The organism is Halomicrobium sp. HM KBTZ05 (genome assembly GCF_041530035.1).
Taxonomy (GTDB): Archaea; Halobacteriota; Halobacteria; order Halobacteriales; family Haloarculaceae; genus Halomicrobium.
In genome coordinates, this window is the sequence record NZ_CP168057.1 from 1,496,230 (window position 1) to 1,517,892 (window position 21,663).

Genomic DNA, 21,663 nt, shown 5'->3' on the forward strand with positions numbered 1-21,663 from the left:
ACCGGTCGATCACGCACACAGCGATGCGTCAACTCACCGACGAAGGGATCGCCGAGGTCCTCGCGGCGAACGGTATCGGCGTCCTCGCCTTCGGCGAGACCGGTCGCTATCCTTACGCCATCCCCGTCGCCTTCGGTTACGACGCGGACGCCGACGTCTTCGCCCTCCAGCTCGAAGGCGGGACGGACAGTGAGAAACACCGGGCGCTGGAGCGCCATCCCTACGTGTCCGTCACCGTCTTCGAAGAGACCGAGCCGCGGGACACCTGGCGCAGCGTCGTGGTCAGAGGAAAGCTGGTCGAAACCAGCTACGAGGCCGTCGAGACGGCCTTCGCGACACTGGCAAAGCGGACGCGCTCTGCACCGAACCCCGTGGTCTGGGGGGACTCGGAGAGCGTGACGCCGTACGAACTACAGATCGAGGAGTGGAGCGGCCGGTCGTTCCCGATCAGTTGAGCGACGAGCCTACGTCTGGGCCGAGTAGCCCGCTTCCTCGACTGCTTCGACCAGGGCCGCCACGTCGGCGTCGCCCTCGACGCTGGCACGCTCGTCCTCGTGATCGGCGCTGGCGTCGGTGACGCCACTGACGGCTTCGAGAGCCTCTTCGACGGTCTGTTCACAGTGCTCACAGGACATCCCTTCGACGGACAGTGTCGTCATACGTTCGCCCGTAGGAGCGGCTCGTTTATTCGGGTTGTGGCTCGGCGTCCGCTCGCGGCGGGCCGTGGATGGCAAACCGTTTTTCCGTGCGGTCCAAACGACGGGTATGAACGTACGACGCGTCGGAGACCTCGGTCCGGACGAGCGGCGCGCGCTGTTCGAGCGCGACGCTGGCGTCGACGAGGTCCGCGACGACGTGCAGGAGATCGTCGACCGGGTTCGCGAAGAGGGCGACGTGGCGCTGCGGGAGTTCGCCGAAGAGTTCGACGGCGTCACCGTCGGCAACGTCGACATCACCGACGCCGCCGAGCGCGCCGTCGAGGAGATCGACGAGGCGACGCTGTCGGCCATCGAGGACGCCGCAGCGAACGTTCGAGCCTTCCACGAGGCACAGTTGCCGACCGACTGGCGCGACTCCTTCGAGGGGCGCGAACTCGGTCGTCGATACCGTCCCATCGAGAGCGCCGGTGCGTACGTCCCCGGCGGAACCGCAGCGTACCCCTCCAGCGCGCTGATGGGCGTCGTCCCGGCGAAGGTCGCCGGTGTCGAACACGTCGCCGTCGCGACCCCGCCCGCCGAGGAGATCAACCCGGTGACGCTTGCGGCCATCCACGTCGCCGGTGCGGACGTGGTGTACCAGGCCGGCGGCGCGCAGGCGATCGCCGCACTCGCCTACGGGACCGAGTCCGTCGACGCCGTCGACAAGGTCGTCGGGCCGGGCAACCGGTGGGTGACCGCCGCCAAGTCGATCGTCCGAGGCGACGTGGCGATCGACTTCCTGGCCGGCCCTTCCGAGATCATGATCGTCGCCGACGAGAGCGCCGATCCGGAACTGGTCGCCGCCGACCTCGTCGCCCAGGCCGAACACGACGAGAACGCCTCCGTCGTCGCCGTGACCGACGACGAAGGGCTCGCGGAGGCCGTCGCGGCGGCCGTCGATAGCCAGGCGAGCGCGCGCGAGCGAGCGGACGTGATCCGCGGTGCCCTCGACAACGCGGCCTCTGGCGTCTTCCTCGCGCGGTCGATGAGCGAGGCGGTGCTGTTCGCCGAAGAGTACGCGGCAGAGCACCTCTCGATCGTCGCCGAGGACGACGAGTCGATACTCGACCGCATCCCATCGGCCGGGTCGGCGTTTCTCGGCCCCTACAGCGCCGTGGCGGCGGGTGACTACGCCAGCGGACCGAACCACGTGCTACCGACGGGCGGCCACGCACGCGTCACCGGCGGGCTCTCCGTGGACTCGTTCCTGCGTTCGACGACCGTACAGCGCCTCTCCGAGGAGTCACTGGCCGACATCGAGTCGACGATCACCACGCTCGCGGAGGCCGAGGGGCTCGAAGCCCACGCCGAGAGCGTCCGCAAGCGATTCGACGACGCCTGAGGGCACTCCCAGATGACGGCCGCGACACCGATCGAGCGAGCGACGATCCAGGACCTCCCCGCGATCCAGCGGGTCGCCGACTGGAGCTTCCACGCGGCCTACGCCGGACTCCTCGACGAGCAGTTGCTCGCCGCCGTCGTCGAAGAGTGGTACGCGACTGAACGGCTCCGCGAGCAGATCACCGATCCCGACAGCCTGTTCCTCGTCGCACGTCGCGGCGGCCGTGTCCGTGGCTACGTCAACGTCGAACCGGACGACCCACCCGAGACGTACTATCTCTCGCGGCTCTACGTCGAGCCGCTGCTGTGGGGCAACGGCATCGGGAGCGAACTGCTCGCCGCCGTCGACCGCCGGCTGTCGGCGGCGTCGCTCCGACTCACCGTTCTGGCCGGCAACGAGCGGGCCATCGGCTTCTACGAGCGACAGGGGTTCGAGTACGTCACCACGGAGACGACGACGTTCGGCCCGACCGCGGTCGAGGAACACGTCTATCGCAAGCCGCTGTGATCCCGGCGTCACTGTTAACACGTTCGGGTGCAACTGTATCCGTATGAGCAGTACCGTAGACGCGGACCCCGTGGGGACAGGTATCGACGTGACCGAGCCGGCGGCCGCGGAGGCTGTCGATCTCATGGAGGGCGAACAGATGGACGTCGACGAGGCGGGGCTTCGGCTGTTCGTCCAGCAGGGCGGCTGTGCCGGGCTGTCGTACGGCATGCGCTTCGAGCACGAGCCCGAGCCCGACGACCAGGTGTACGAACACCACGGCCTCCGCGTGTTCATCGACCAGTCCAGTCTCAACTACATCGAGGGCTCCGTGCTGGACTTCGAGGGGGGACTGCAGGGCGAAGGGTTCCACGTTCGCAACCCCAACGTCGAGAGCGAGTGTGGGTGTGGCGAGTCGTTCCGGACCTGATCGTCACTCCTCTAGCTCGAAGGCCACCTCGACTTCGGCCTGGTATTCGCGGCCCTCGACGCCTGCGATCTCGACGCCCATCTCCTCGACCTCTGCCCACTTGAGATTGTCCAGCGTCGCCTCCGCGCGGCCGACGGCGTCGTCGACGGCGTCGTCGAAGCTCTCGGCACTGGTTCCGATCAGCGTGATCTTTTTGAAGACCATGTTCATCGTTCACAGCCACCAGTGATAAAGGCCGGGACCACCCGGTGTCGTGGGGGATCACGAGGGCTTTCGGTGTCTACGAGTCGGAAGATGAAGCGGCTTGTTTGAACACTACCGCAGTGTCAGGTCGATCGCGTGTCCAGCGTCTCCGAGAGGATGCCGACCACGTCGGTGAGGTACGCCGTTCCCCACACTGCGACGACGACGGCACCGATCGTGTCGAAGACGAGATCCAGCATCGTGTCACCCAGTCCGTACTGCGTGAGAACGGGGGCACTGCCCACACTCGCGGCGGCCGTGCTGACGCCGAACTCGATGACCTCCCAGAGGACGCCGAACGCGAGCACGAACAGGAGGATGAACACGAACATGAACCGGGGCGGAATGTGGATCCCGTCGCTGTGCTGGTCGAGCGATCGCACCGTCGTGTACCCCGCCGCGGCGACGATCGACGACGAGAGGGCGTGCGTGAGGTGATCCCACCACCAGATCGTCGCGTAGAAGTTCGCCTCTGCGCCGGGCAAGCCGACCGTGCCCAGCGCGTGGAGCCAGACGGCACCGGTGATCCACAGCGTCAGTCCGGCGTCGAGCGGAATCTCGTAGTCCCGTTCGAGGACGGCCGGCAGCTGGGCGACCAGCAGCCCGATGCCGGTGTTGACGATGATCCCGGTCGAACCGCGTTCGATCCCGATAAAGAGCATCCCGATCAGCGACAGCTGCATGAGGCGTGTGAGCCGTCGCTGTGCCGACGCCGAGACGCCGATGCGGTCTCTGAGTTTCATCGCGACACCTCTGTCGGAAGGCGCTCGGTCGCCTCGACCTGCCGGCGCACGTAGAACGCGAAGATCAGCCCGGCGGCGACACCGGCGACCGTCGAGGCGACGAACTCGACCATCAGCGCGTGTTCGATCTCTGCCTCGGGAACGCCGGGCTTCAACAGCAGCGTCGTCTCCAACAGGATGTCTGCCGACCACCGGAAGACGGCCCAGACGCCCGCCATCGCCAGCGTCGTGACGACGACGAAGGCGACGGCGAAGCCGTCCGTCATCCGGACCGGGGTAAAGAGGTGCAGTTCCACGACGACGACCAGCGAGATCGCCGCGACGGAGAGGTACGTCGCGACCTGGCCGGTCACCGGCACCGTCGCGTAGGCCCGCCCGAGCACCGGGAGGGCGGCGAGACCGGTCACTTCCCACGGGAGGGTGGTCTGCCAGCTCCGAAAGCGGACGGGTGGCAGTACCGCCAGCGCGACGACGGCCAGCGCGAAGGCCGCCCACCAGAGCCGATCACGCCAGATGCTCGTCGCGATCGCGATCACGAGCAACCCGATCAACAGCCACGAGAGGACGGCGTTCGTTCGCTGGTGGCGGAGGAGCCGCCCGATGTCGCTACTCATGTTGGCCCCCATGTCGTCCGCGGTTGAAACAGTGTCGACCGATCACAGCACCGCGAGGTAGACGATCAGATACGAGAGCGCGGCCGCCGTCACCGCGGCCAGTCCCGTCGCGCACGCTCTGGGCCAGTCGACCGCCCGGAGCTGTCTGCCGAACAGTTGACGCTGGGTGGCTCCGAGCACTCCGAACGCCAGGACGGTGAACACGAACTGGTACGACGCTTCCAGCGTCGGGGCCGGCAGCGCGACCGCCGCACCGGCATACGAGAGCCCGAGGACGGCTTTGCGGTCGATCTGTGGTCGACTCCCGCGACCGGTCAGGCGCAGGTAGACGAGGAGCCCGAGCCAGAGGGTCGCAAGCTCGATTCCGAAGGCCCCGAGCAGGTGCAGGGTCGGGTCGGCCGCGAGCGCGACCCGCTCCGTGACGATCGGTACGTCCAGCGGGTACAGGAAGGTTGGGGGCTCGCCGGTGAACAGGTCCCCGAACGGGTGTGTGACGAGCCCCACGAGCGCCGTCGCGAGAACGGCACCCGACGACAGCCCCCGGCGAGCGGCGAACTGGGTGATCACGAGACCACCGACGCCGAACAGCACCGTGACCGCACCGGCCACCGAGCCGGCCGTCGCGGTCGCGAGGACTGCCAGCCCGGCCAGCACGGTGGCAGCGACGACGCGGCCCGCGCTCGACCGACGCCACAGCGAGAACGCGGCCGCCGCGCTCGTCCCGAACACCAGCGAGTGGGTCGGACCGCGATGGACGACGTTCCCCGTCGACCAGAACGCGTCGGTCGCGTCGAACACACCGGAGACGCCGTTGAGCAGTCCCAGCGGCCCGTAGAGGATGTCGATATCCGGGAGCGTCGCGAACAGGCCGGCGACGATCGCCAGCTGGAGCGCCCGGTGGTTCTCGATCCCGCGAGACAGCGCCACGGCTCCGACCAGCGCGAACGCCGCGACGCCGTGACCCACGAACATACGCTGTGTTTGACCGTGAGCGCGTATAAGTGTCTCGCGCCCGTGGTAGCACGTCTCTCGGAACCGGCCGCTCGTCGTACCGGGCGCGCAGTTGTCCCCGTCGAGGCTCGGACGGACAGTCGTAGGCGTCATCCGGCCGACGCCACGCTGTGTGGTGTGTCTGAGAGGGATCTGAGACGGATCGACGACCGTCCGTCTCAGGTGGAGGGACGATACACCGCGTACTCGCCGTCGTCGTCGACGCCGAGGACGGCCCAGTCGTACGACGGGCTCTCCACGGAGAGCCGGCGATAGGTGGTCACCGCGTCCTCCATCTCGGTGACGAAACACCGGTGACGCCCGTCTGTCGGGATCGTCGAGGGTTCGGAACACGTGACGCGGACGACGCGCCACTTGCGCTCCGCTCGTAGTTCGCCGTCTGTACGCGACACTGAGTACCCGAGGTCTGCGAAAATCGACGAAGCCTGATCGGCCAGCGAGGTGGTTACGGCCGCCATCTGACAACCGATACCACGGCACATGTCTTAAGTATTTTGACCGTCCGGATATCCGACAATAGTCGGTCGTCGGCTGTCTGTGGTCAGCCGCTCACTCGTGGGCAGCGTCCCACTGGTCGGGCTTGCGAACGTTGGCACACTCGTTGCACTGCACTCGCCCCATCGCGTCCATCGCGTTGTCGACGCTCTCGCAGTTCGAACAGAAGTATCCCCAGCGCGTCGTCCCCTCGTCGTCGCTGTACACCACGTAGAACGGCCCCTTCGAACCGATCTCCGATTCCGACCGGTTCACGAACAGCGCCTGGCCGTCCGGACTGTCGTGTCGTTCCATAGGGAGAGGTGGGCGCGGCACGGGTATAGACGTTGTCTTCCGGTGGGTCGACCGAGCGACGGCGACACCACTCCACAGCAGAGCACAACACTTGTACGAGCGAGCGTGCTATCCACCACGACATGACTCTCGTCGTCGTCCCGGTCAGGTACCCGCTGTCCGGGCACTCGCGAACGACCCTGGAGACGGCGATTCGCGTCGCCGAGGAACGCGACGCCGACCTGACGGTCCTGCACGTCAACCTCTACCAGAACGGTCGCCGCGTCACGCGAGCGGAGTTGCGCGACGCCGTCCAGTCGGAGTTCGGGCGACTGCCACGGACCCGATACGCCGTCGCGTCTGGCCTCCTCGTCGAGGAGACCATCCTCGAAGAGGTCGTCAGCCTGGACGCGGACCTCGTCGTGATCGGACGCAAACAGGCCGGTCGCTGGCGCTCGATGGTCCGGCGGCTCACCGACGAGACCGACGTGGGAGACTTCCTACGACACGAACTCGACTGCGAGATCGTCACCGCACCGATCGAGTGATTCGCCGGGCTATCGATTCGCGGGCTTCTCGCCGTTCTCCGTCGGAGGACAGTCCTCCGTCGCTGCTTCGGGACGGCCACCGTCCGGGACCGCGGGAGAGCGTGCGCTGCCGGACTGTTGAGCCGTCGTCTCCGTCTCGAACGAGCGCAACATCCCGAGCAACTCGTCGGCGCGGTCCGCGACGGTCCCGATATCTTCCGAGACGGTCTCGACGGTCTCGGTCTGTTGCTGGGCCGCCGCTGAAGCCTGCTCGGCCTCGTCGCGGGTCTGCTCGCTCACAGCGGTCAGATCGTCGACCACCTTCGCGACCTCTTCGGTCGTCTTCGCCTGCTCGCCGGTCGCGTCGGAGATCTCCTGCATCGAGTCGTCGACTTCGCCGACGACGGTGACGAGTTCCTCGAAGTCTCGGAGTGCTGCCGCGATCGTCGTCGTCGAACTCGCGACCTGTTCGTCCATCGCTCTGACCTCGGTGACCGTCTCGTCGGCTTCTTCGCTCACCGACTCGACCAGCGTGGCGATCTCGTCGGCCGACGCGCGCGTTTCCTCGGCCAGGGCCTTCACCTCGTCGGCGACCACTGCGAATCCGTCCCCGGTGCCGTCGGCCCGCGCGGCCTCGATCGAGGCGTTCAGTGCCAGCATGTTCGTCTGCTCGGCGATCTCGGTGATCACGTCGACGATCTCCTCGACCGCGGCGATCTGCTCTCCGAGGTCCGCCACTGCGGTCGCGATGTGGTCGATCTTCGACTCCAGTTCGTCGAGTTCGTCCAGCGCCTCGATCGCGTCTTCGCGGCCGTTCTCGCCACGCTCTGCGGCGTCTCTCGCCGTCTGTGCGGCCTCGTCTGCCGTCGCTGCGATCTCTTCGACGGTCGCCGAGAGCTTGCTCATCTCTCGTGCCACGTCCTCGTGGCGCTCGGTCTGTCTGGTCGCGCCGGTCGAGATCTCGTCGACGGACGCCGCGATCTCTTCGCTGGCCCTGTCGACCTCGTTCATGTTCTCGTCGACGCGATCACTGGCCGTCGCGACCGACGCGGCGAAGTCGGTCACGTCACCGACCGTCTGGTCGAGGTTCGCGATCAGGTCGTTGTAGTTGGTGACGACCTCGTCGAACAGCGCCTCGTCGCCGTCGATCTCGTCGGCGTCGATTCGCGCCGTCAGATCTCCGGCCTCTGCTCGCTCGGCCGCCGCTCCGAACGTCTCGACGAGCTGCTGGAGATTCTCCGACCGCCGTTCGAGCCGGTCGGTCATCTGCTGGAGCTCGTCGGTGTACTGCTCCAGATTGTCCGCCATGCGATCGAGCGACTCGCCCATCTGTCCGGGCACTTCTTCGTCCAGTGCGGCCGCGTCGAACTCCTGACGAGCGAGGGCGTCTGCTTGCCGGGAGACGGTGTCGAAGTAGCCGTGCACGCGTGAGAACGAGGACACGAGCGTTCCGATCTCGTCGGGCTGGTCGCTGTCCGGGACGTCGATGTCGACGGTCCCGCTGGCGATCGCGTCCGCGCGGTCCGCCAGCGTCGTGATCGGGTCGACGATGTCCTCTCTCGTGATGAAGATCGTGTTCACGAAGACGAGCACCGCACCGAGCAACAGGGCGATCGTCAGCGCGAACTGCGCGATCCCCGAGAGAAACAGCGAGACGACGACGAGCGTCAGCGAGACACCGAACTGAATCGCGACGGCAGCGAGGATCTTTCGTTCCAGAGACTTGTCTACGCCGACGAGTGTCAATGACCTGCGTATCTGGCGCTTGTACCAACCGACGAACGTCGAGAGCATAGGTGTGCGAGACATCGACGACGACGAAGGTCAAAGGACCGGGTCGTTCTCAATTTTTGAAAACATCATATAGAGTCGATTTAATCACACTCTTCGTGGTTTTCGCACGAGATCCAGATATTACAATCGATACTGGTCTCCAGCTAGACACGACGGCGCGCCCCGGCGTCGCCGGACAACGGCGACCCCGCGAGGAGTCGCTACTCGTTGGCGTCTCCCGGGGGGAGACCACTCTGCTCGAAACCATCCTGTCGTTCGATGTCGAGTCGATACACGGCGGTCCCGCCGTCGGACACTGCCGCCTCGAGCACCGCCGGCCGCCACCCGTCGGACAGGTCGTCGTCGATACTGTCCCGCTCACGCTCTGGCACTCGCTCGATCGGCCCGAGGACGCCGACGCCACGACTCTGCAGGAACGCTCGAATCGATTCGTCGTCCGTCGGTCGTACACCGAGAGATTCGACATGTGTCATATCCCACACACCTGAGGGATCGTCAGTCACACCGACTGCTCTCACTCGCTCTCGGAATCTGAGAGCGGTTTTCACCCGCTGGGAACACGCGTCCTCTTATATCCCGTATCACCGCCAACACGTACATGTGAGGGAGAGATTATGGCAACCAACACGGCAAACCCCCTGGCGACGAACTTCGAGCTCGAGTTAGACGGGCCGCTGACGAGCTACTGGCTGGCCCTGCTGCGGGTCATCACGGGCTGGTGGTTCTTCCACGCGGGCGTGACGAAGCTCATCGAGGACGGGCTGGCCTACAGCTACGGACCGATGTACATGCAGGAGATGACGGGCACGGCCCTGGGACCGATCCCGGTCTGGATGGGGAACAACCTGGCGTGGTTGATCGCGCCCGGCGTGCCGCTGTTCGAGACGCTGATCGGGCTGGCGCTGATGGCGGGCCTGCTGACGCGGCTGGCGTCCATCGGCGGGGTCACCTTCATGACCCTGTTCTGGATCGGCAACGCCGAGTTCGGCCACGGACTGGTCAACAGCGACCTGATGGGGCTGCTGTTGTTCGTGACCGTGCTCGTGCTGGGCGCGGGCCGGTACTACGGGCTCGACGCCATCGTCGAGCAGACGAAGCTGGTCAAACGCCACCCGAAACTACGCTACATCCTCGGCTAACGAGGTGACACACAATGACTGACACCACAACGACCGTCGACCGTATCGCGCTGGGACTGAGCGGTGCCCTGTTCGTGCTGGGCATCGTCGTCATGGGCGTGCTGGAGCTGCTGGCAGGCAAACCCTACAGCCCGGCCCCGCTGACCAACGACGCCGGCGAAGTGATCGCGACGCCGCTGCTCGACCCGACGCTGCGAACCGGGATCGTCATCGCCGCGCTGCTCGTGCTGGCCGTCTGGGGTGCCTACAAGCTCGTCACGCCCATGGCCACCGACGCCGCCGACCGCGCCGAGATGACCGCCGACTGAGCCCTCCGCTTCGTTTCGCCGCCGAACTGATTTCTCGCCAGCGGCAGCTACAGTAACAATTGAAACGATCGACACACCGATCGCACTGCTGTCGTGCGATCGGGTGCGCATCGACTTTCAGTGGCTACTATCCTCCGCTGGGGGCCTGATCGTCTCCAGTACCCAGTCGTCGGGGGTCGCTCGGCGCACTTCGAAGGGATCGAACGCCGCCCGTGGAGCGTCGGCCAGGCGGCCGAGGAAGTTCCCGACCGGCGTCGGGTCCCGGTCACTGACGAGGACGAACGGCTCGCCGCCGTCGAGCGCGGTGAATCGTTCGCGGACGCGCGCTTTCCGTTCGTCCGGCGCGAGGCCGCGGATGTCGACGGCAGCGTCCGGTACGTCGACCTCGTCGGCGGTCGCGATCGCGGCGTCGACCGCGCTGGCGAGGTCGGCCACGGGCGCTGGTACGTCGCCGGGCGTCGGCGTCCCTTGCAGGTCGTGGGTGAAGGGGAGTTCGGCGAGGACGGCCGCATCGAGGTCCCCGACCGCTTCCTCTCGGAAGAGGTCGTTCGACTCGCCACAGCAGTCACAGACGTACTCGGCCATGTTGACGACGGTCCCGAGCACGGGCACGTCGTTGTCTCGGAACAGTTCGACGGTTCGGCTCGTGTCGCTGACGCTGGCGTGGAACGGCGTGGTGACGACGACGACGCCGTCGACGGGGACCTCCTGGAGCGTCGTCAGCACCACGTCGCCGGTCCCCGGCGGGAGATCGATCACGAGCACGTCGTCGTTGCGCCACGCGGTGTTCGTAAAGAGGTCGTCCAGCGCGTCGTGGGCCATCGCGCCGCGCCAGGCCAGTGGCGCGCCCGACTCCATCAGGCCGACGCTCATCACGTCCAGTCCGCCGACCGACACGGGGAGGGGATCGCCCTCCTCGCTGGACTGGACCGGCCCGCTCACGTCGAGCAGTTCCGGCACGTTCGGGCCGTGGATGTCGGCGTCGAACAGCGCCACGTCGTCGTCGGCCGCCAGCGCACAGGCGAGGTAGGTCGTCGTCGTCGACTTGCCGACGCCGCCCTTCGCGCTGGCGACAGCGATCACGCGGTCGAACTCGCGGACGCTCGCCCGGTCGTCGCTGGAGGGTGTCGTCCGCTCGACGTGGACGCCTTCGACGCCGGCCACGTCGTCGACGGCGCGTAACATGGCCTGGACGACCTGGTTCGCCGTGTCGCCGTCCAGCGCGGTCATGTCAGTTTCGATGGTCACGTCGCCGTCCTCGACGACGACGTTCTCGACGAAGCCGGCCTCGAACACGGAGAGGTCGGCCTGTGGGTCGCGCACCGCACGCAACGCCGCTTCGACGCGATCGGTCAGAGTGTCTGTGTTCGTATCTGTCATCTTAGAGATCCGGCATCCTGTTGAGGCGATCCTCGCCGGGCAACAGGCGACTGTCGTTTTCCAGCGCACCGCCGAACTGGCGGCGGAAGCGGCTCGGCTCGACCTCCAGGGCGCGTTCGGCCGTCTGGCGGACCACCGTCGCGGGATCGTCCGTCAGCTCCCGCAGGCGGTCGCGGGCCCGGTCCTCGTCGACGCCGCCGAGCATGTGTGCGGCCCACTCGCGGACGCGCTCGCTGTCGTCGCGGCTCTGTTCGAGCAACAGGTCGGCCATCGCCTCGCCCCGGAGCTTGAACAGCGAGATGGCCGCGTTCCGGCGGACGGCGTGGTGGTCGTCGGACACCGCCGCTTCGAGGTCGGACTCGTGGGCGTCGCGGTCGAGGTTGTCGAGCGCCACGACGGCCTCCGAGCGGACCCACGGGTCGGGATCGTCGAGCAGTTCGACCGCGACCGCTGCGGCCGCTTCGCCGGTCTCCGTCCCCGAGCCGGCGTCGGTCCCGTGGACGGTCAGCGCCTCGACGGCGAACTGGCGCACGTCGTCGTCCGGGTCGTTGGTCGCGGCGTAGGCCAGCCCCGCGACGATCGTCTCGCTCGTCGCTCGGTCTTTCAGCGCGAGCGCGGCCCGCCGCCGGTCGATCGCGCTGTCGGCTTCCAGATCGGCCAGGAGTTCGCTGGGATCGTCGCCCTCCACCGGTTCGGTGTCGGCGGCCGCCAGCTCGGCTGGCGTCGCCTCGCCGATGGTAACGTCGTCGCGGCTCACTTCGATGTCTTCGAGCGCGCCGATGTCGGCGTGGCGTCCGGGGCTTCGTTCGGGATCGAGCTGGGGGTCCGGCTCCGCTTCGCGGTGTTGCTCGAACTCGTCGTCGGTCATCGCTCCACCTCCAGCGAGAGCAGGGTCGCGATTCCGAGCGCGAACGGGACGGCTCGTGAGAGCGTCGCCGGCACGCCAGCGAAGGCGAGCAACGCGACGCCGACGAGCAGGGCGAAGCGCCGCTCTCGGAGCGCCACGCTCGCCGCCGTCACCGCGCCAGCGACGGCCAGCCCGACGACGACCAGCGACGTGCCCACGACGCCGCTGCCGACGAGGGTGGTCGCGCCCGCGACGAAGGGATTCGCGAGGCCGACGGCCACCACGACGGCGAACGCACCCGCGCCGACTCCGACTGCACGCGGGCCAGCACCAGCGTACAGTGGCGTCGCGGCGATCCCGAGCAGTGCGAGCGTCGAACCGAGCGGTCTGAGTCCGGGCCAGCCGAAGCCGGCCGCGAGTCCCACTGCGACGGCCGCGACGAGCAACGCGGTCGCCGCGCCCGTCCAGACGGTGAGTCGACGGCGGAAGCCGACCGCGACGACGCCGGTCCCCGTGGCGACGGCGACGGCAGCGGGCGTGGCGAGGCCGACGGCGGCCGCGAGCAGTCCGAACACGCCGACGAAGAGGAGACCGACGCCCGCGACGGGATCGTCCCCGCTCGCGCCGAGCCACAGCGCCGCCAGTGCGGCCAGTCCCGTGGTCGCACCCGCGATCGGCTCCCGTGGGAGCGTCGCCGGTGCCGCCGGTGCGTTGACGAGGATCGCCGAGACGAACCGCGCGCCGACTGCGAGCGCGACGACAGTGGTCACGACGAGTGCGACCGTTCGCCGACGGACCGGGACCGTACGCGCGACGGCGGCCCGCTCGATCTTGCTCGCGGTCATGCTCCCTCCAGCCGTGCCGCCAGGTCGTTTCGGTCCGCGCGGACGACACGCTCCATGAACTGCCCGAGACGGCCGTACACGCCGGTTCCGGGTTCGTCGGCGAGGCGATCGGCGACGCCGGCCGCGAGGTGCCCGAGATGGCGGTCGTGAAAGTCCAGCCGGGCGGCCGCTGCGCTCTCGTCGACGGCGGCCTCCCGGCGGGCGAGAAACGCCGCGAACTCCAGCTCGTAGGCCAGCGCGTCGTGGTTGTCTCGATCGTCCTGATCGATGGCGAGCCCGTAGTAGTCGTAGGCCCGCGCCAGATCGAGGTTCACGTCGTTCCAGGACCGATCCGGCCGGTACTTCGACTCGTACAGCGGCACCGGCGGTCCCCGTGCGTCGAGCGAGCCGTCGGTCCGGTCCGTGTACTCGCTGTACCCCAGCTCGAAGATGTCGTTGTATCGGGCCGCCAGGGTCTCGTAGTCGTCGTCGGTCGTACAGTCGGGGGCCGCCACGTCGAGCGTCGTCTGTGCGACACACGCCTCGATGTCGGCGTCGAGCGTCCCCTCTGTGGCGGCCTCGTGGAACGCCTCGTCGGGATGCCGGAAGGCGTGTGCCAGGGTCCGGAACAGCGTCGCTCGGGCCGCTGCGTCCACGTCGAGATCGTCGGGAGAGTCGGTGGTGGTCGCCATCAGCTCTGGCCCCCTCCCGTTCGGTAGACGCCGAACGCGGTAACGGCCGTCACCGCGACGACCGCGATCCCGGCCAGCGTCCACAGCAGCGTCTGGTAGGGCGGTCCGCCCGGCCCACCGCTCATCGGGAAGTAGTACCACTCGCTAACCGCCTTCTGTCCCGCACGCTCGCCGTTGGAGCCGTTCCAGACCGCGAAGGCGACGTCGAGGTCGCCGTCGTCGCTGATCGCGGTCCGGTTCTCGCTGGTCGCGTCGAGGGGCCGCGAGTAGACGACCGTCCAGGTGGCGTTCTCGCCGGTCCCCTCGTGGGTGGCCGTCGCGTCGATCGCCGGCTCCTCGAACGGCGTCGTCGAGCCGGCACCGCCCGCCAGTAGCTCCTGGGTGCCGGTGTCGCCGGACCAGTACCAGACGTTGACCCTGTTGTCTGGCCCGCCCATCGCGATGGGCGGCCGGGCGCTGCGGTTGGCCGGGAACTGCACGGCGACGGCGTCGGCGAACGCCCGCACGTCGCTGGCGCTCTCGTCTCTGGTCCGGTCGTGCCACTCCAGACGGAGGTAGAGCCGGTCGTCGGTCGTCGCCGCCTGTACGTTCACCGCTTCGATCGTGGTGTCGTCGGCGTGTGGCACGCTCGACGGCGCGCTGGTCAGGGGCACGTCACTGGCGGGCACCGCCGCCCAGCCGTCGGCGTCGGGTCCGTCGAGTGGACCGTCGGGACTCTCGACGACGGGGATCTCGTGGGCCGGCCGTGCGCTCGCCAGCGGCGTCGCGACCGTCGAGACGACCACCAGCGTCGCCACGAGCGCCGCCGCGGCGAGGGCACGTCGCTGCGCTCCGTCAGTCATCTTCGAACACCTCAAGAGCGAAGCTCTGCCGAGCCTGAGGATTGCTCACTTCGCTACGTATCGTCGACCGCCGAAAGACTCGCTTCGCTCGTCTTTCGAACACCGGGAGAGCGAGCTCTCCCGAGCTCGAAGATGACTGCCGTCGCTGCGCTCCGTCAGTCATCTTCGAACACCTCCAGACGGTACTGTTCGGCCGGATTCTTGTCCTGAAGGATCTCCATGAGTTCGCTGTCAGCGCCCTGTCTCGCCCGCTGGCGCTCTCGTTCGATCGTGTCCAGTGCCTGGTCGACGCGGTCGCCGAACAGCTCTCGCAGGTACTGGCGCGGGATGCGGTCCACGTCGACCGACTCGCCCTCGTCGGTGTGCTGGGGCGGGGCGAACGGCGGGATGTAGTAGACGTTGGGCTGGGTCTGGAACTCCGGATGCAGCGGGAGCGCGACCTCGTACTCCTCGACGAGCTTGTAGATGGGTCCGTCTTCGTCGTCGAGAAAGCCCACCAGCCGGAGCTGCGGGGGACACTCCTCGGCGCAGGCGGGCGCGAACGTCTCGCCGTCCGGTCCCTCGCCCTCGATGCGGGGGTAACAGAAGATGCACTTCTCGGACTTCTTCGAGACGGTGTTGTAGTACACCTTCTTGTAGGGACACCCCTCGACGCAGTAGCGGTAGCCCCGACAGCGATCCTGGTCGACGAGGACGATGCCGTCCTCCTCGCGCTTGTACAGCGCCGACCGCGGGCAGGCCTCGACACAGGAGGGGTGGGTACAGTGGTTGCAGATCCGCGGGAGGTAGAAGTAGTAGCTGTTGGGGTACTCGCCGGCTCCCTCGTCCTCGTCCCAGTTGGGCCCCCACTCCGCGCCGTCGCGGGGGCGCAGCGGCTCGTCGCTGCCCTCGTACATGATCTCCTCGTGGTTGAACTCCCAGGCCCGGCCGTAGTCCTCGCGGTCGGGGATCTCGCCGGTCTGGCGCTCGGAGTGGTCCTCGGACTGCCAGCCGCCGCCGGAGTCCTCCCAGCCTCGCGGGTAGCCTTCGCCGGGCTTGGTCTCGACGTTGTTCCAGTACATGTACTCGCTGCCCCCGTCCTCCGTCCAGAGGCTCTTGCAGGCGATCGTACACGTCTGGCAGCCGATGCACTTGTTGAGGTCCATCACCATTGCGACCTGGTGGTCGACGCCGTCGGCGACGGTGATGCGAGTGTCCTCGTCTCCGTCGTCGTTCTGGGTGTTCGAACTCATTGGCTGTCACCTCCCGCCGGGCGAACGTCCACGTTCACGTCGCTGTTGACGCCCGTCGGCCCCCAGTAGTTCGGGAAGAAGTAGAGGTGCTCTCCGGTGTCCTCGGGGTACTGGACCAGCTGTGTGGGCTTCATGTACATCGGGACGAGCGTGTTGAAGTTGTCTCGGCCCGGGTACTGGAACTTCTCCCACGAGAAGAAGTGTCGGACCGTGCCGGGGTCACTGGACGGGTAGATCTTGGCCTGTACCTCGACGCTGCCCATGTCGTTGTACACCTCGACGGTGTCGCCGTCCTCGATCCCGCGCTCGCTCGCGTCCTCGGGGTTGAGGGAGACCGTCGGTTCGCCCCGCTGGAGCCGGAGCATCTTCGTGTTCTCGCGCCACGTCGAGTGGATCGACCAGCGGCTGTGGGGCGTGTTGTAGGAGAGGGGGTAGTCGCCGCCGGTGTCCTGTGGCCCCTCCTTGTGGGTCGGTAGCTCCTCGCCGAGTTCGAGGAACCAGTCGTGGTCGACGTAGTACTGCTGGCGGCCGGTGAAGGTGGGCCAGGGCTGTTTGTCCTGGACGTAGTCCTGCCAGGGGACGTATGGCTCCCCGTCCTCGATGTCGGAGGTCCAGTGGTCTCCCGCCGCTTCGAGACGCTGGGGCTGCTCGACGGTGTCGGCGAACGTGATCTGCTCGTCGCTGTCCGCGGGGTTCGACTCCTCGCTGTGTTCGAGGACGAACTCCGAGGCCGCGCGGCCGTCTTCGAGCGCACCCTCCTCGTCAGTCTCCCAGTCGCGCACGTAGTCGTCGTAGATCGTCGTCAGGTCGATCTCGCGGTCGAAGGATCGGTCCTCGACCGGTTCGACTCCCCGTTCCTGGGCCCGTTCCTGGATCTTCTCGGCCAGCAGGCGGAAGATCTCCCAGTCTGATTTTGCCTCGCCCAGCGGCTCGACGGCGGGCGTGAACGGGTGCACGTACGTGTGCATGTCGGTCATGTTCAGGTCGTGCTTCTCGTAGTGGCTCGCCGCCGGCAGGACGATGTCGGCGTACATCGCCGTCGAGTCCATCCGGAAGTTGATGTCGACGACGAGGTCGAGTTTCGGCCAGAGCTGTTCCTCGACGGCGACGTTGCCCTTTGCCTGATTGAAGTAGTTGCCACGCCAGACGAACATCGTCGAGGGGTCCGGCCGGGACCCGTCCTCGCGCTCCTCGGGGTACACCGGCATCCAGCCCTCGTCGATGGACTCGCGGATCTTCTCGGCGGTGTCGGGATCGGTGTTGTCGAGGATGCCGGCGTGGAAGTAGGTCCACAGCGTCGTCGGCACGCCCCGCACGCTGCCGGTCGGGAAGGAGAGCGTCTTCCAGCCGTGGAACGTCCAGATCTTCTCCTGGCCGACGTAGTGATCCAGCCCGGTGCCGGGTTCCCCGAGGTTCCCGGTCAGGGTCACGAGCAACTGGATCGCTCGGTTCCCCAGGTCGTTGTGGTACCAGTCGTTGACCCCCTTGCCGTGGATGATCTTGGCCGCGTCGGCGTCGGCGAACTCGCGGGCGACGCGCTGGTAGGTGTTCTCGCCGACGCCGGTCTCCTCGTGGACGAACTCGGGCGTGTACTGGGACAGTTCCTCGCGGAGGTTTTCCCAGACCGACCGGACCGCCACCTCGCCGTCGTCGGTCTCGACGCTCCGCTCGACGCCCAGCTGCGGCTCGAAGTCGAGTTCGATGCTCGCCTCGGGGTCGTGCTGACCGTCGCGTTCACCGAGCGAGCCGGGGGCGCGGCGGAGCTTCCCGTCCTCGTCGACCATCACGAACACCTTGTCGGGATCGTCGGCGTCCGCCGCGAGACCGACCTCGCCCGCCCGGAGGAACTTCCCGGTGTCTTCTCGCACGAGCAGCGGCATGTCGGTCTGTTCTTTGAGGTGGGCCTCGTCGTACAGCTCCTCGTCGACGATCGTCTGGGCCATCCCGAGCGCGAGGGCCGTGTCGGTGCCGCCCTCCGGCGCGAGCCACTCGTCGGTGTGGATCGCGGTCTGGGAGTAGTCGGTGAAGATCCCGACGCGTTTCGCCCCCTCGTAGCCGGCGTCGAGGAAGTACTTCGCGTCGGGGATGCGGGTGACGTTGATGTTCGATCCCCAGGCGATGATGTAGTCCGCGTTGTGCCAGTCGGCGGACTCGGCGTTGTCCGTCTGGGTCCCCCACGTGATCGGCTGGCCCGGTGGCAGGTCGGAGTACCAGTCGTAGAAGCTGTGGGAGACGCCGCCGAGCAGGTTCACGAGGCGACTGCCCGACGCGAACGAGACCGGGCTCATCGCCGGGATCGGGGTGAACCCGGAGATGGCGTCGTACCGGCCCGCCTGCACCTCGTCGATGACGTGGTCTGCGATCTCGGTCAGTGCCTCGTCCCAGGAGATGCGTTCCCACTGGCCCTCGCCGCGTTCGCCCGTGCGGCGCAGCGGGTGGAGCACGCGCTGGTCGGCGTTGACGTAGTCCGTGTAGCAGGCTCCTTTCTGGCAGCCCCGCGGGTTCGGATCTGGGAGGTCCTCGTCGATCACGGGGTAGTCGCCGGCCTGTTCCTCGCGCCAGACCTGCCCGTCCTTGACGTAGACGTTCCACGAGCAGGAGCCGGTGCAGTTGACGCTGTGGGTCGAGCGGGCGACGGAGTCCCAGTCCCACTCCTCGCGGTAGAGGTCCTCCCACTCGCGGTAGGGGTACGAGCCGATCGGGTCGTCGACCGCCTGCAGCCCGTCCATCTCCTCGTCGGCGAACGACAGGCCGGTCGCGCCGACGATCGAGGCGGCTCCGAGGCCGCGAACGAAGTCGCGTCGAGTAATTCCGGAGCTGTCCATCCACCGGTCGTCGTCGATGTCGTGTTCACTCATGAGTCAGAAACACCGTAAGCGTCGCACAGAGAGCGCCGACGGCGGCGAGCGCGAACCCGGTCGGCGTCGAGCCACCGGATTCGAGGCCCAGCGCGACGAGTCCGAGCCCGAGCAGTTTGCTCGCCGTGTCCAGCAGTCGATACTGTCGCTCCGAGAGGGCGGCAACGTCAGTCATTGTCGCCACCCCCATCGGCCGCGTCGGACGAACTCGCTGGTCCGCCGTCGGCCGCGACGTCTTCGCCGTCCGTCTCCGGGGGCGTCGCGGGATCGCCGTCGCGCAACAGCAGGTACGTGACGATCCCGAACAGCGTCGGCACGAGCAACAGTGCGGCCGCGAGGATCGGATTGACGACGCTGGTCGAGACGTCCAGCACCTGGTTCGCGAGGATGTTGTTCATCCCCGCGATCGAGGCGATCATGACGAACGCCACCGCCGCGACGCCGACGGCGGTCTGCCAGGGCCGGTCGAGCGGGTCGGCGGTGAAGTGAACCTCCGGCGTCCGGTCGACGAACGGCCAGGCCAGGATCGCCGCGAAGACGAGACCGGGCAGCACGATCCCGCCGAGGAACTCGCTGTTGATGTGGACCGGACCGAGGTCGACGGCGATGCCCGGCAGCAGCTTCAGGAAGCCGTAGACCCACATCAGGAACCAGTCCGGCATGATGAGCTCCGGCGTGGCTGCGGGGTCGTTGGGGCCGTACTCGGCGACGTTGTGGACCGGCAGCAGGCCGGCCAGCAGCGACAGCGTCGCGGCCGTCAGGAAGAACACGACCGCCGACACCGCGGCCTGGTTGGGGACCGCCGGGAGCCCGACGATCACGTCGTCGTTCTCCCGGTCGATCGCCTCGCGGCCGGTCTCGACGTCGTCTTCGCGGGGTGCCTCGGTGTGTTTCTGGCGGATCAGGATGAACATGTGCAGGGCCAGTCCACCCAGGATGAGCAGCGGGATCACGAGCACGTGCAGGAAGTACAGCCGCGGGATCGTCGCGCTCGTGGGGAACTCGCCACCGAAGATGATCTCCCCGAGGAAGTCACCGATCAACGGCACCGAGACCGTGAGATTGTACCCGATCCCCGTCGCCGTCGCGGCGAACTCGTCGAACGGCAGCGCGTAGCCGGTGTAGGCCGCCCCCATCGCGAGCACCGCCAGCCCGGTGCCGACGACCCAGTTCGGTTCCCGCGGGTTGCGGTAGGCCCCGGTGAAGAACACCCGGAGCATGTGGAGCCCGATCGAGGCCACGAAGAGGTGGGCCGCCCAGTGGTGGAGCCGTCGGATGAACATCCCGAACGGGACGGTGTAGGTGATGTGTAGCACCGAGACGAACGCTTCGGGCATCTCCTCGCCCTGGAACTGGGCGACGCTGCCGTCGTACTGGACGGCGCTGGTCGACGGCTCGTAGAAGAAGCCGAGGAACACGCCGGTCAGGATCAACAGGAGGAAGCAGAAGACCGCGACCTCCCCCAGCAGGAACGAGTCCTCGGCCGGGAACGCCTTCCCGAGGAACGTCTGGCCGTTCTTCAGGTCGAGTCGGCTGTCGAACCAGTCGTAGACCTGCTTCGCTCGGGACATCATTCACCTCCGGGACCGACGGTCCCTTCGAAGTCTCCGGTCGCGACGAGCTCCCCCTCGCTGGTCATCGTGATCGGGAGCTGTGGCAGCGCTCGACCCGGCGGCCCGTCGGTCACTGTGGCACCCGAGAGCGGATCGAACTTCCCGAAGTGACACGGGCAGACGAGCGTGTTCCCCTCTCGGTTCGATACCATACAGCCCGCGTGCGTACAGACTTTCGAGTAAGCGGCGTAGCCGTCGACGGTGAAGGCCATGTTCGTGTCGCCGCCGTAGTCGTCCTCCGAGAAGCGTACCAGCAGCGTCGGAGCGTCCTCGATCCCCGGTCGCGGCTCGGGAAACACCGTCATCTGCTCGCCGGCCGACAGTGTGCTCTCGGTGACTCGCTCGCCGTCTCCGTCGACGAGGTTGATCCCGTCTGAGTAGATCGGGCCGCTGTATCCGCGCTCGAACACCTGCGTCAGGCCGGCAAGCGGCGCGGCGAGGCTCGCGACGGCGGTCAGTCCGCCGGTCGTCGCGAGCACCTTCGCGAAGTCGCGCCGCTGGAGCTGTGCGCGGTCGTCGGTGAAGATGCTCGGCTGGCTCGCGCTCCCAGCACACGGACACTGTTCGTCGTCTCCGTCGTCGTCCGGTTTCGGGTAGTCCATCATTCGTGCCCCCTGTGTTCTGCGACTTCGATGTGTGGCATGAACCAGGCGTAGTAGGCGACCGTCGACAGCGCCAGCGAGAGGAACATCCCGGCGGCGTAGACGCCGAAGTACTGCGTTCGAGCTAGCGTCAGGTACTCGCCGGTAAACAGCGCGGCGAACACGATCGCGAGGACGGTCAGCCCGCCCATCGCGACCAGCCCCTCGATGGCGTCGGTCGCGTCGTGGTACTCGACGATCCAGCGCTCGTCGGTTTCGAGCCACGGTAACGACACCGTCCCGCCGTCCGCGACCGCCTCGGCGTCGTCCGGGGGCCGCACGGCGTCGTTCATGAACCGGTGGACCGCGGTCAGCGCCCCCAGCAGTCCGAACAGTCCGACCCAGACGATCACGCCGACCTGACTGGGCGAGAGCTTGTTCGGCGTGTCGACGAAGCCGTCGAGGGGACGGATGTCGGTGACACTCTCGTCGATCGCGATCTCCTCCGACGGCGGCTCTCCGTGGAGCGAGACGTACCACATCGGGAGCAACACCGCGGCGATCAACAGGACGATCAGGATCGTGTTGCGCCTCATCGTCCCCTCGCCACTCCTCTCGTTGCGCCCGTCCGATGGACGTGCTGTACACGTGCAGCCGGTGGCTGTGCTAGTCTCTCCTCAGAGCCACCAGC

The 21,663-nt window shown here is 67.4% G+C and carries 27 protein-coding genes; 7 read left to right on the top strand and 20 right to left on the bottom strand.

Going from position 1 to position 21,663, the window contains the following annotated elements:
• Positions 1-23: 23 nt before the first annotated feature.
• The gene (locus ACAH01_RS07825; protein ID WP_170094523.1) at positions 24-455 is read left to right on the top strand and encodes a pyridoxamine 5'-phosphate oxidase family protein; all 432 of its coding nucleotides are present in this window, start codon (positions 24-26) and stop codon (positions 453-455) included.
• 9 nt (positions 456-464) lie between these two features.
• Here the strand turns inward: ACAH01_RS07825 and ACAH01_RS07830 are convergent, their stop codons facing one another.
• Positions 465-659 (bottom strand): heavy-metal-associated domain-containing protein, encoded by a 195-nt coding sequence (locus tag ACAH01_RS07830; protein WP_153553634.1) that lies wholly within the window; start codon positions 657-659, stop codon positions 465-467.
• Between the two features lie 106 nt (positions 660-765).
• On the opposite strand from ACAH01_RS07830, the gene hisD reads away from it, so the two are divergent.
• Genes hisD through ACAH01_RS07845 form a run of 3 tightly spaced genes read left to right on the top strand, consistent with a single transcriptional unit; the run spans position 766 to position 2,956 of the window.
• The gene (gene hisD / locus ACAH01_RS07835) at positions 766-2,040 is read left to right on the top strand and encodes a histidinol dehydrogenase (RefSeq protein ID WP_372480766.1); all 1,275 of its coding nucleotides are present in this window, start codon (positions 766-768) and stop codon (positions 2,038-2,040) included.
• Positions 2,041-2,052: 12 nt separating this feature from the next.
• Complete coding sequence (locus tag ACAH01_RS07840) at positions 2,053-2,547, top strand: GNAT family N-acetyltransferase (protein ID WP_372480767.1); 495 nt, start codon at positions 2,053-2,055, stop codon at positions 2,545-2,547.
• Between the two features lie 43 nt (positions 2,548-2,590).
• A complete protein-coding gene (locus ACAH01_RS07845; protein WP_372480768.1) occupies positions 2,591-2,956 on the top strand; it encodes a HesB/IscA family protein in 366 nt (121 codons plus the stop codon).
• 3 nt (positions 2,957-2,959) lie between these two features.
• Here ACAH01_RS07845 and ACAH01_RS07850 read toward each other — a convergent pair whose 3' ends face one another.
• The 6 genes from ACAH01_RS07850 to ACAH01_RS07875 form a co-directional block, all read right to left on the bottom strand.
• Positions 2,960-3,160, bottom strand: coding sequence for a dodecin (locus ACAH01_RS07850; RefSeq protein ID WP_015763403.1), 201 nt, complete (start codon positions 3,158-3,160; stop codon positions 2,960-2,962).
• A 122-nt stretch (positions 3,161-3,282) separates the two neighbouring features.
• Positions 3,283-3,942: a hypothetical protein gene (locus ACAH01_RS07855; RefSeq protein ID WP_372480769.1), complete on the bottom strand. Its 660-nt coding sequence runs from the start codon at positions 3,940-3,942 to the stop codon at positions 3,283-3,285.
• Positions 3,939-4,556, bottom strand: coding sequence for a hypothetical protein (locus ACAH01_RS07860; RefSeq protein ID WP_372480770.1), 618 nt, complete (start codon positions 4,554-4,556; stop codon positions 3,939-3,941). Before ACAH01_RS07860 ends, ACAH01_RS07855 begins: the two co-directional genes overlap by 4 nt.
• Positions 4,557-4,598: 42 nt before the next feature.
• Positions 4,599-5,528, bottom strand: coding sequence for a metal-dependent hydrolase (locus ACAH01_RS07865; RefSeq protein ID WP_372480771.1), 930 nt, complete (start codon positions 5,526-5,528; stop codon positions 4,599-4,601).
• Positions 5,529-5,725: 197 nt separating this feature from the next.
• A complete protein-coding gene (locus ACAH01_RS07870) occupies positions 5,726-6,025 on the bottom strand; it encodes a hypothetical protein (RefSeq protein ID WP_170094516.1) in 300 nt (99 codons plus the stop codon).
• Between the two features lie 91 nt (positions 6,026-6,116).
• Positions 6,117-6,356, bottom strand: a complete 240-nt coding sequence (locus ACAH01_RS07875) for a DUF5816 domain-containing protein (RefSeq protein WP_153553626.1) — start codon at positions 6,354-6,356, stop codon at positions 6,117-6,119.
• Positions 6,357-6,478: 122 nt separating this feature from the next.
• Between ACAH01_RS07875 and ACAH01_RS07880 the strand changes: the two genes are divergently transcribed.
• Positions 6,479-6,883 (top strand): universal stress protein, encoded by a 405-nt coding sequence (locus ACAH01_RS07880; RefSeq protein ID WP_170094515.1) that lies wholly within the window; start codon positions 6,479-6,481, stop codon positions 6,881-6,883.
• A gap of 9 nt (positions 6,884-6,892) precedes the next feature.
• Here ACAH01_RS07880 and ACAH01_RS07885 read toward each other — a convergent pair whose 3' ends face one another.
• On the bottom strand, positions 6,893-8,656 hold the full coding sequence (locus ACAH01_RS07885) for a methyl-accepting chemotaxis protein (protein ID WP_372480801.1): 1,764 nt from the start codon (positions 8,654-8,656) through the stop codon (positions 6,893-6,895).
• A 200-nt stretch (positions 8,657-8,856) separates the two neighbouring features.
• Positions 8,857-9,129 carry a hypothetical protein gene (locus ACAH01_RS07890; protein ID WP_372480772.1) on the bottom strand — a complete coding sequence of 91 codons (273 nt, stop codon included), beginning with the start codon at positions 9,127-9,129 and terminating at the stop codon, positions 8,857-8,859.
• Between the two features lie 141 nt (positions 9,130-9,270).
• Between ACAH01_RS07890 and ACAH01_RS07895 the strand changes: the two genes are divergently transcribed.
• A complete protein-coding gene (locus ACAH01_RS07895; protein ID WP_170094513.1) occupies positions 9,271-9,795 on the top strand; it encodes a DoxX family protein in 525 nt (174 codons plus the stop codon).
• Between the two features lie 14 nt (positions 9,796-9,809).
• Positions 9,810-10,103, top strand: coding sequence for a hypothetical protein (locus ACAH01_RS07900; protein ID WP_372480773.1), 294 nt, complete (start codon positions 9,810-9,812; stop codon positions 10,101-10,103).
• Between the two features lie 117 nt (positions 10,104-10,220).
• On the opposite strand, the gene ACAH01_RS07905 is transcribed toward ACAH01_RS07900, so the two are convergent.
• From ACAH01_RS07905 to ACAH01_RS07955, 11 genes are all read right to left on the bottom strand, one after another.
• Entirely contained in the window at positions 10,221-11,483 is a 1,263-nt protein-coding gene (locus tag ACAH01_RS07905) for a P-loop NTPase (RefSeq protein WP_372480774.1), read from the bottom strand.
• 1 nt (position 11,484) lies between these two features.
• A complete protein-coding gene (locus ACAH01_RS07910; RefSeq protein WP_372480775.1) occupies positions 11,485-12,351 on the bottom strand; it encodes a HEAT repeat domain-containing protein in 867 nt (288 codons plus the stop codon).
• Positions 12,348-13,175 (bottom strand): phosphate ABC transporter permease, encoded by an 828-nt coding sequence (locus tag ACAH01_RS07915; RefSeq protein WP_372480776.1) that lies wholly within the window; start codon positions 13,173-13,175, stop codon positions 12,348-12,350. Before ACAH01_RS07915 ends, ACAH01_RS07910 begins: the two co-directional genes overlap by 4 nt.
• Positions 13,172-13,846 carry a molecular chaperone TorD family protein gene (locus tag ACAH01_RS07920; protein WP_372480777.1) on the bottom strand — a complete coding sequence of 225 codons (675 nt, stop codon included), beginning with the start codon at positions 13,844-13,846 and terminating at the stop codon, positions 13,172-13,174. Before ACAH01_RS07920 ends, ACAH01_RS07915 begins: the two co-directional genes overlap by 4 nt.
• A complete protein-coding gene (locus ACAH01_RS07925; RefSeq protein WP_372480778.1) occupies positions 13,846-14,688 on the bottom strand; it encodes an ethylbenzene dehydrogenase-related protein in 843 nt (280 codons plus the stop codon). Before ACAH01_RS07925 ends, ACAH01_RS07920 begins: the two co-directional genes overlap by 1 nt.
• Before the next feature lie 155 nt (positions 14,689-14,843).
• Positions 14,844-15,920, bottom strand: coding sequence for a 4Fe-4S dicluster domain-containing protein (locus ACAH01_RS07930; protein WP_170094506.1), 1,077 nt, complete (start codon positions 15,918-15,920; stop codon positions 14,844-14,846).
• Positions 15,917-18,778, bottom strand: coding sequence for a molybdopterin-dependent oxidoreductase (locus ACAH01_RS07935; protein WP_372480779.1), 2,862 nt, complete (start codon positions 18,776-18,778; stop codon positions 15,917-15,919). The genes ACAH01_RS07930 and ACAH01_RS07935 overlap by 4 nt, the downstream gene beginning before the upstream one ends.
• Positions 18,771-18,953, bottom strand: coding sequence for a hypothetical protein (locus tag ACAH01_RS07940; protein ID WP_372480780.1), 183 nt, complete (start codon positions 18,951-18,953; stop codon positions 18,771-18,773). The genes ACAH01_RS07935 and ACAH01_RS07940 overlap by 8 nt, the downstream gene beginning before the upstream one ends.
• Positions 18,946-20,349, bottom strand: a complete 1,404-nt coding sequence (locus ACAH01_RS07945; protein ID WP_372480781.1) for a cytochrome bc complex cytochrome b subunit — start codon at positions 20,347-20,349, stop codon at positions 18,946-18,948. The genes ACAH01_RS07940 and ACAH01_RS07945 overlap by 8 nt, the downstream gene beginning before the upstream one ends.
• Positions 20,349-20,996 carry a ubiquinol-cytochrome c reductase iron-sulfur subunit gene (locus ACAH01_RS07950; protein ID WP_372480782.1) on the bottom strand — a complete coding sequence of 216 codons (648 nt, stop codon included), beginning with the start codon at positions 20,994-20,996 and terminating at the stop codon, positions 20,349-20,351. Before ACAH01_RS07950 ends, ACAH01_RS07945 begins: the two co-directional genes overlap by 1 nt.
• A complete protein-coding gene (locus ACAH01_RS07955; protein ID WP_153553610.1) occupies positions 20,993-21,568 on the bottom strand; it encodes a hypothetical protein in 576 nt (191 codons plus the stop codon). Before ACAH01_RS07955 ends, ACAH01_RS07950 begins: the two co-directional genes overlap by 4 nt.
• Positions 21,569-21,663: the final 95 nt, after the last annotated feature.

What these genes read in the sequence shown, in the direction of transcription:
- ACAH01_RS07955 (WP_153553610.1), bottom strand. Translation starts at nt 21,568, where the DNA reads ATGAGGCGCAACACGATCCTGATCGTCCTGTTGATCGCCGCGGTGTTG.
- ACAH01_RS07875 (WP_153553626.1), bottom strand. Translation starts at nt 6,356, where the DNA reads ATGGAACGACACGACAGTCCGGACGGCCAGGCGCTGTTCGTGAACCGG.
- ACAH01_RS07880 (WP_170094515.1), top strand. Translation starts at nt 6,479, where the DNA reads ATGACTCTCGTCGTCGTCCCGGTCAGGTACCCGCTGTCCGGGCACTCG.
- ACAH01_RS07935 (WP_372480779.1), bottom strand. Translation starts at nt 18,778, where the DNA reads ATGAGTGAACACGACATCGACGACGACCGGTGGATGGACAGCTCCGGA.
- ACAH01_RS07920 (WP_372480777.1), bottom strand. Translation starts at nt 13,846, where the DNA reads ATGGCGACCACCACCGACTCTCCCGACGATCTCGACGTGGACGCAGCG.
- ACAH01_RS07870 (WP_170094516.1), bottom strand. Translation starts at nt 6,025, where the DNA reads ATGGCGGCCGTAACCACCTCGCTGGCCGATCAGGCTTCGTCGATTTTC.
- ACAH01_RS07910 (WP_372480775.1), bottom strand. Translation starts at nt 12,351, where the DNA reads ATGACCGACGACGAGTTCGAGCAACACCGCGAAGCGGAGCCGGACCCC.
- ACAH01_RS07885 (WP_372480801.1), bottom strand. Translation starts at nt 8,656, where the DNA reads ATGCTCTCGACGTTCGTCGGTTGGTACAAGCGCCAGATACGCAGGTCA.
- ACAH01_RS07840 (WP_372480767.1), top strand. Translation starts at nt 2,053, where the DNA reads ATGACGGCCGCGACACCGATCGAGCGAGCGACGATCCAGGACCTCCCC.
- ACAH01_RS07860 (WP_372480770.1), bottom strand. Translation starts at nt 4,556, where the DNA reads ATGAGTAGCGACATCGGGCGGCTCCTCCGCCACCAGCGAACGAACGCC.
- ACAH01_RS07925 (WP_372480778.1), bottom strand. Translation starts at nt 14,688, where the DNA reads ATGACTGACGGAGCGCAGCGACGTGCCCTCGCCGCGGCGGCGCTCGTG.
- ACAH01_RS07945 (WP_372480781.1), bottom strand. Translation starts at nt 20,349, where the DNA reads ATGTCCCGAGCGAAGCAGGTCTACGACTGGTTCGACAGCCGACTCGAC.
- hisD (WP_372480766.1), top strand. Translation starts at nt 766, where the DNA reads ATGAACGTACGACGCGTCGGAGACCTCGGTCCGGACGAGCGGCGCGCG.
- ACAH01_RS07865 (WP_372480771.1), bottom strand. Translation starts at nt 5,528, where the DNA reads ATGTTCGTGGGTCACGGCGTCGCGGCGTTCGCGCTGGTCGGAGCCGTG.
- ACAH01_RS07855 (WP_372480769.1), bottom strand. Translation starts at nt 3,942, where the DNA reads ATGAAACTCAGAGACCGCATCGGCGTCTCGGCGTCGGCACAGCGACGG.
- ACAH01_RS07850 (WP_015763403.1), bottom strand. Translation starts at nt 3,160, where the DNA reads ATGGTCTTCAAAAAGATCACGCTGATCGGAACCAGTGCCGAGAGCTTC.
- ACAH01_RS07890 (WP_372480772.1), bottom strand. Translation starts at nt 9,129, where the DNA reads ATGACACATGTCGAATCTCTCGGTGTACGACCGACGGACGACGAATCG.
- ACAH01_RS07905 (WP_372480774.1), bottom strand. Translation starts at nt 11,483, where the DNA reads ATGACAGATACGAACACAGACACTCTGACCGATCGCGTCGAAGCGGCG.
- ACAH01_RS07845 (WP_372480768.1), top strand. Translation starts at nt 2,591, where the DNA reads ATGAGCAGTACCGTAGACGCGGACCCCGTGGGGACAGGTATCGACGTG.
- ACAH01_RS07895 (WP_170094513.1), top strand. Translation starts at nt 9,271, where the DNA reads ATGGCAACCAACACGGCAAACCCCCTGGCGACGAACTTCGAGCTCGAG.
- ACAH01_RS07950 (WP_372480782.1), bottom strand. Translation starts at nt 20,996, where the DNA reads ATGATGGACTACCCGAAACCGGACGACGACGGAGACGACGAACAGTGT.
- ACAH01_RS07825 (WP_170094523.1), top strand. Translation starts at nt 24, where the DNA reads ATGCGTCAACTCACCGACGAAGGGATCGCCGAGGTCCTCGCGGCGAAC.
- ACAH01_RS07940 (WP_372480780.1), bottom strand. Translation starts at nt 18,953, where the DNA reads ATGACTGACGTTGCCGCCCTCTCGGAGCGACAGTATCGACTGCTGGAC.
- ACAH01_RS07900 (WP_372480773.1), top strand. Translation starts at nt 9,810, where the DNA reads ATGACTGACACCACAACGACCGTCGACCGTATCGCGCTGGGACTGAGC.
- ACAH01_RS07930 (WP_170094506.1), bottom strand. Translation starts at nt 15,920, where the DNA reads ATGAGTTCGAACACCCAGAACGACGACGGAGACGAGGACACTCGCATC.
- ACAH01_RS07915 (WP_372480776.1), bottom strand. Translation starts at nt 13,175, where the DNA reads ATGACCGCGAGCAAGATCGAGCGGGCCGCCGTCGCGCGTACGGTCCCG.
- ACAH01_RS07830 (WP_153553634.1), bottom strand. Translation starts at nt 659, where the DNA reads ATGACGACACTGTCCGTCGAAGGGATGTCCTGTGAGCACTGTGAACAG.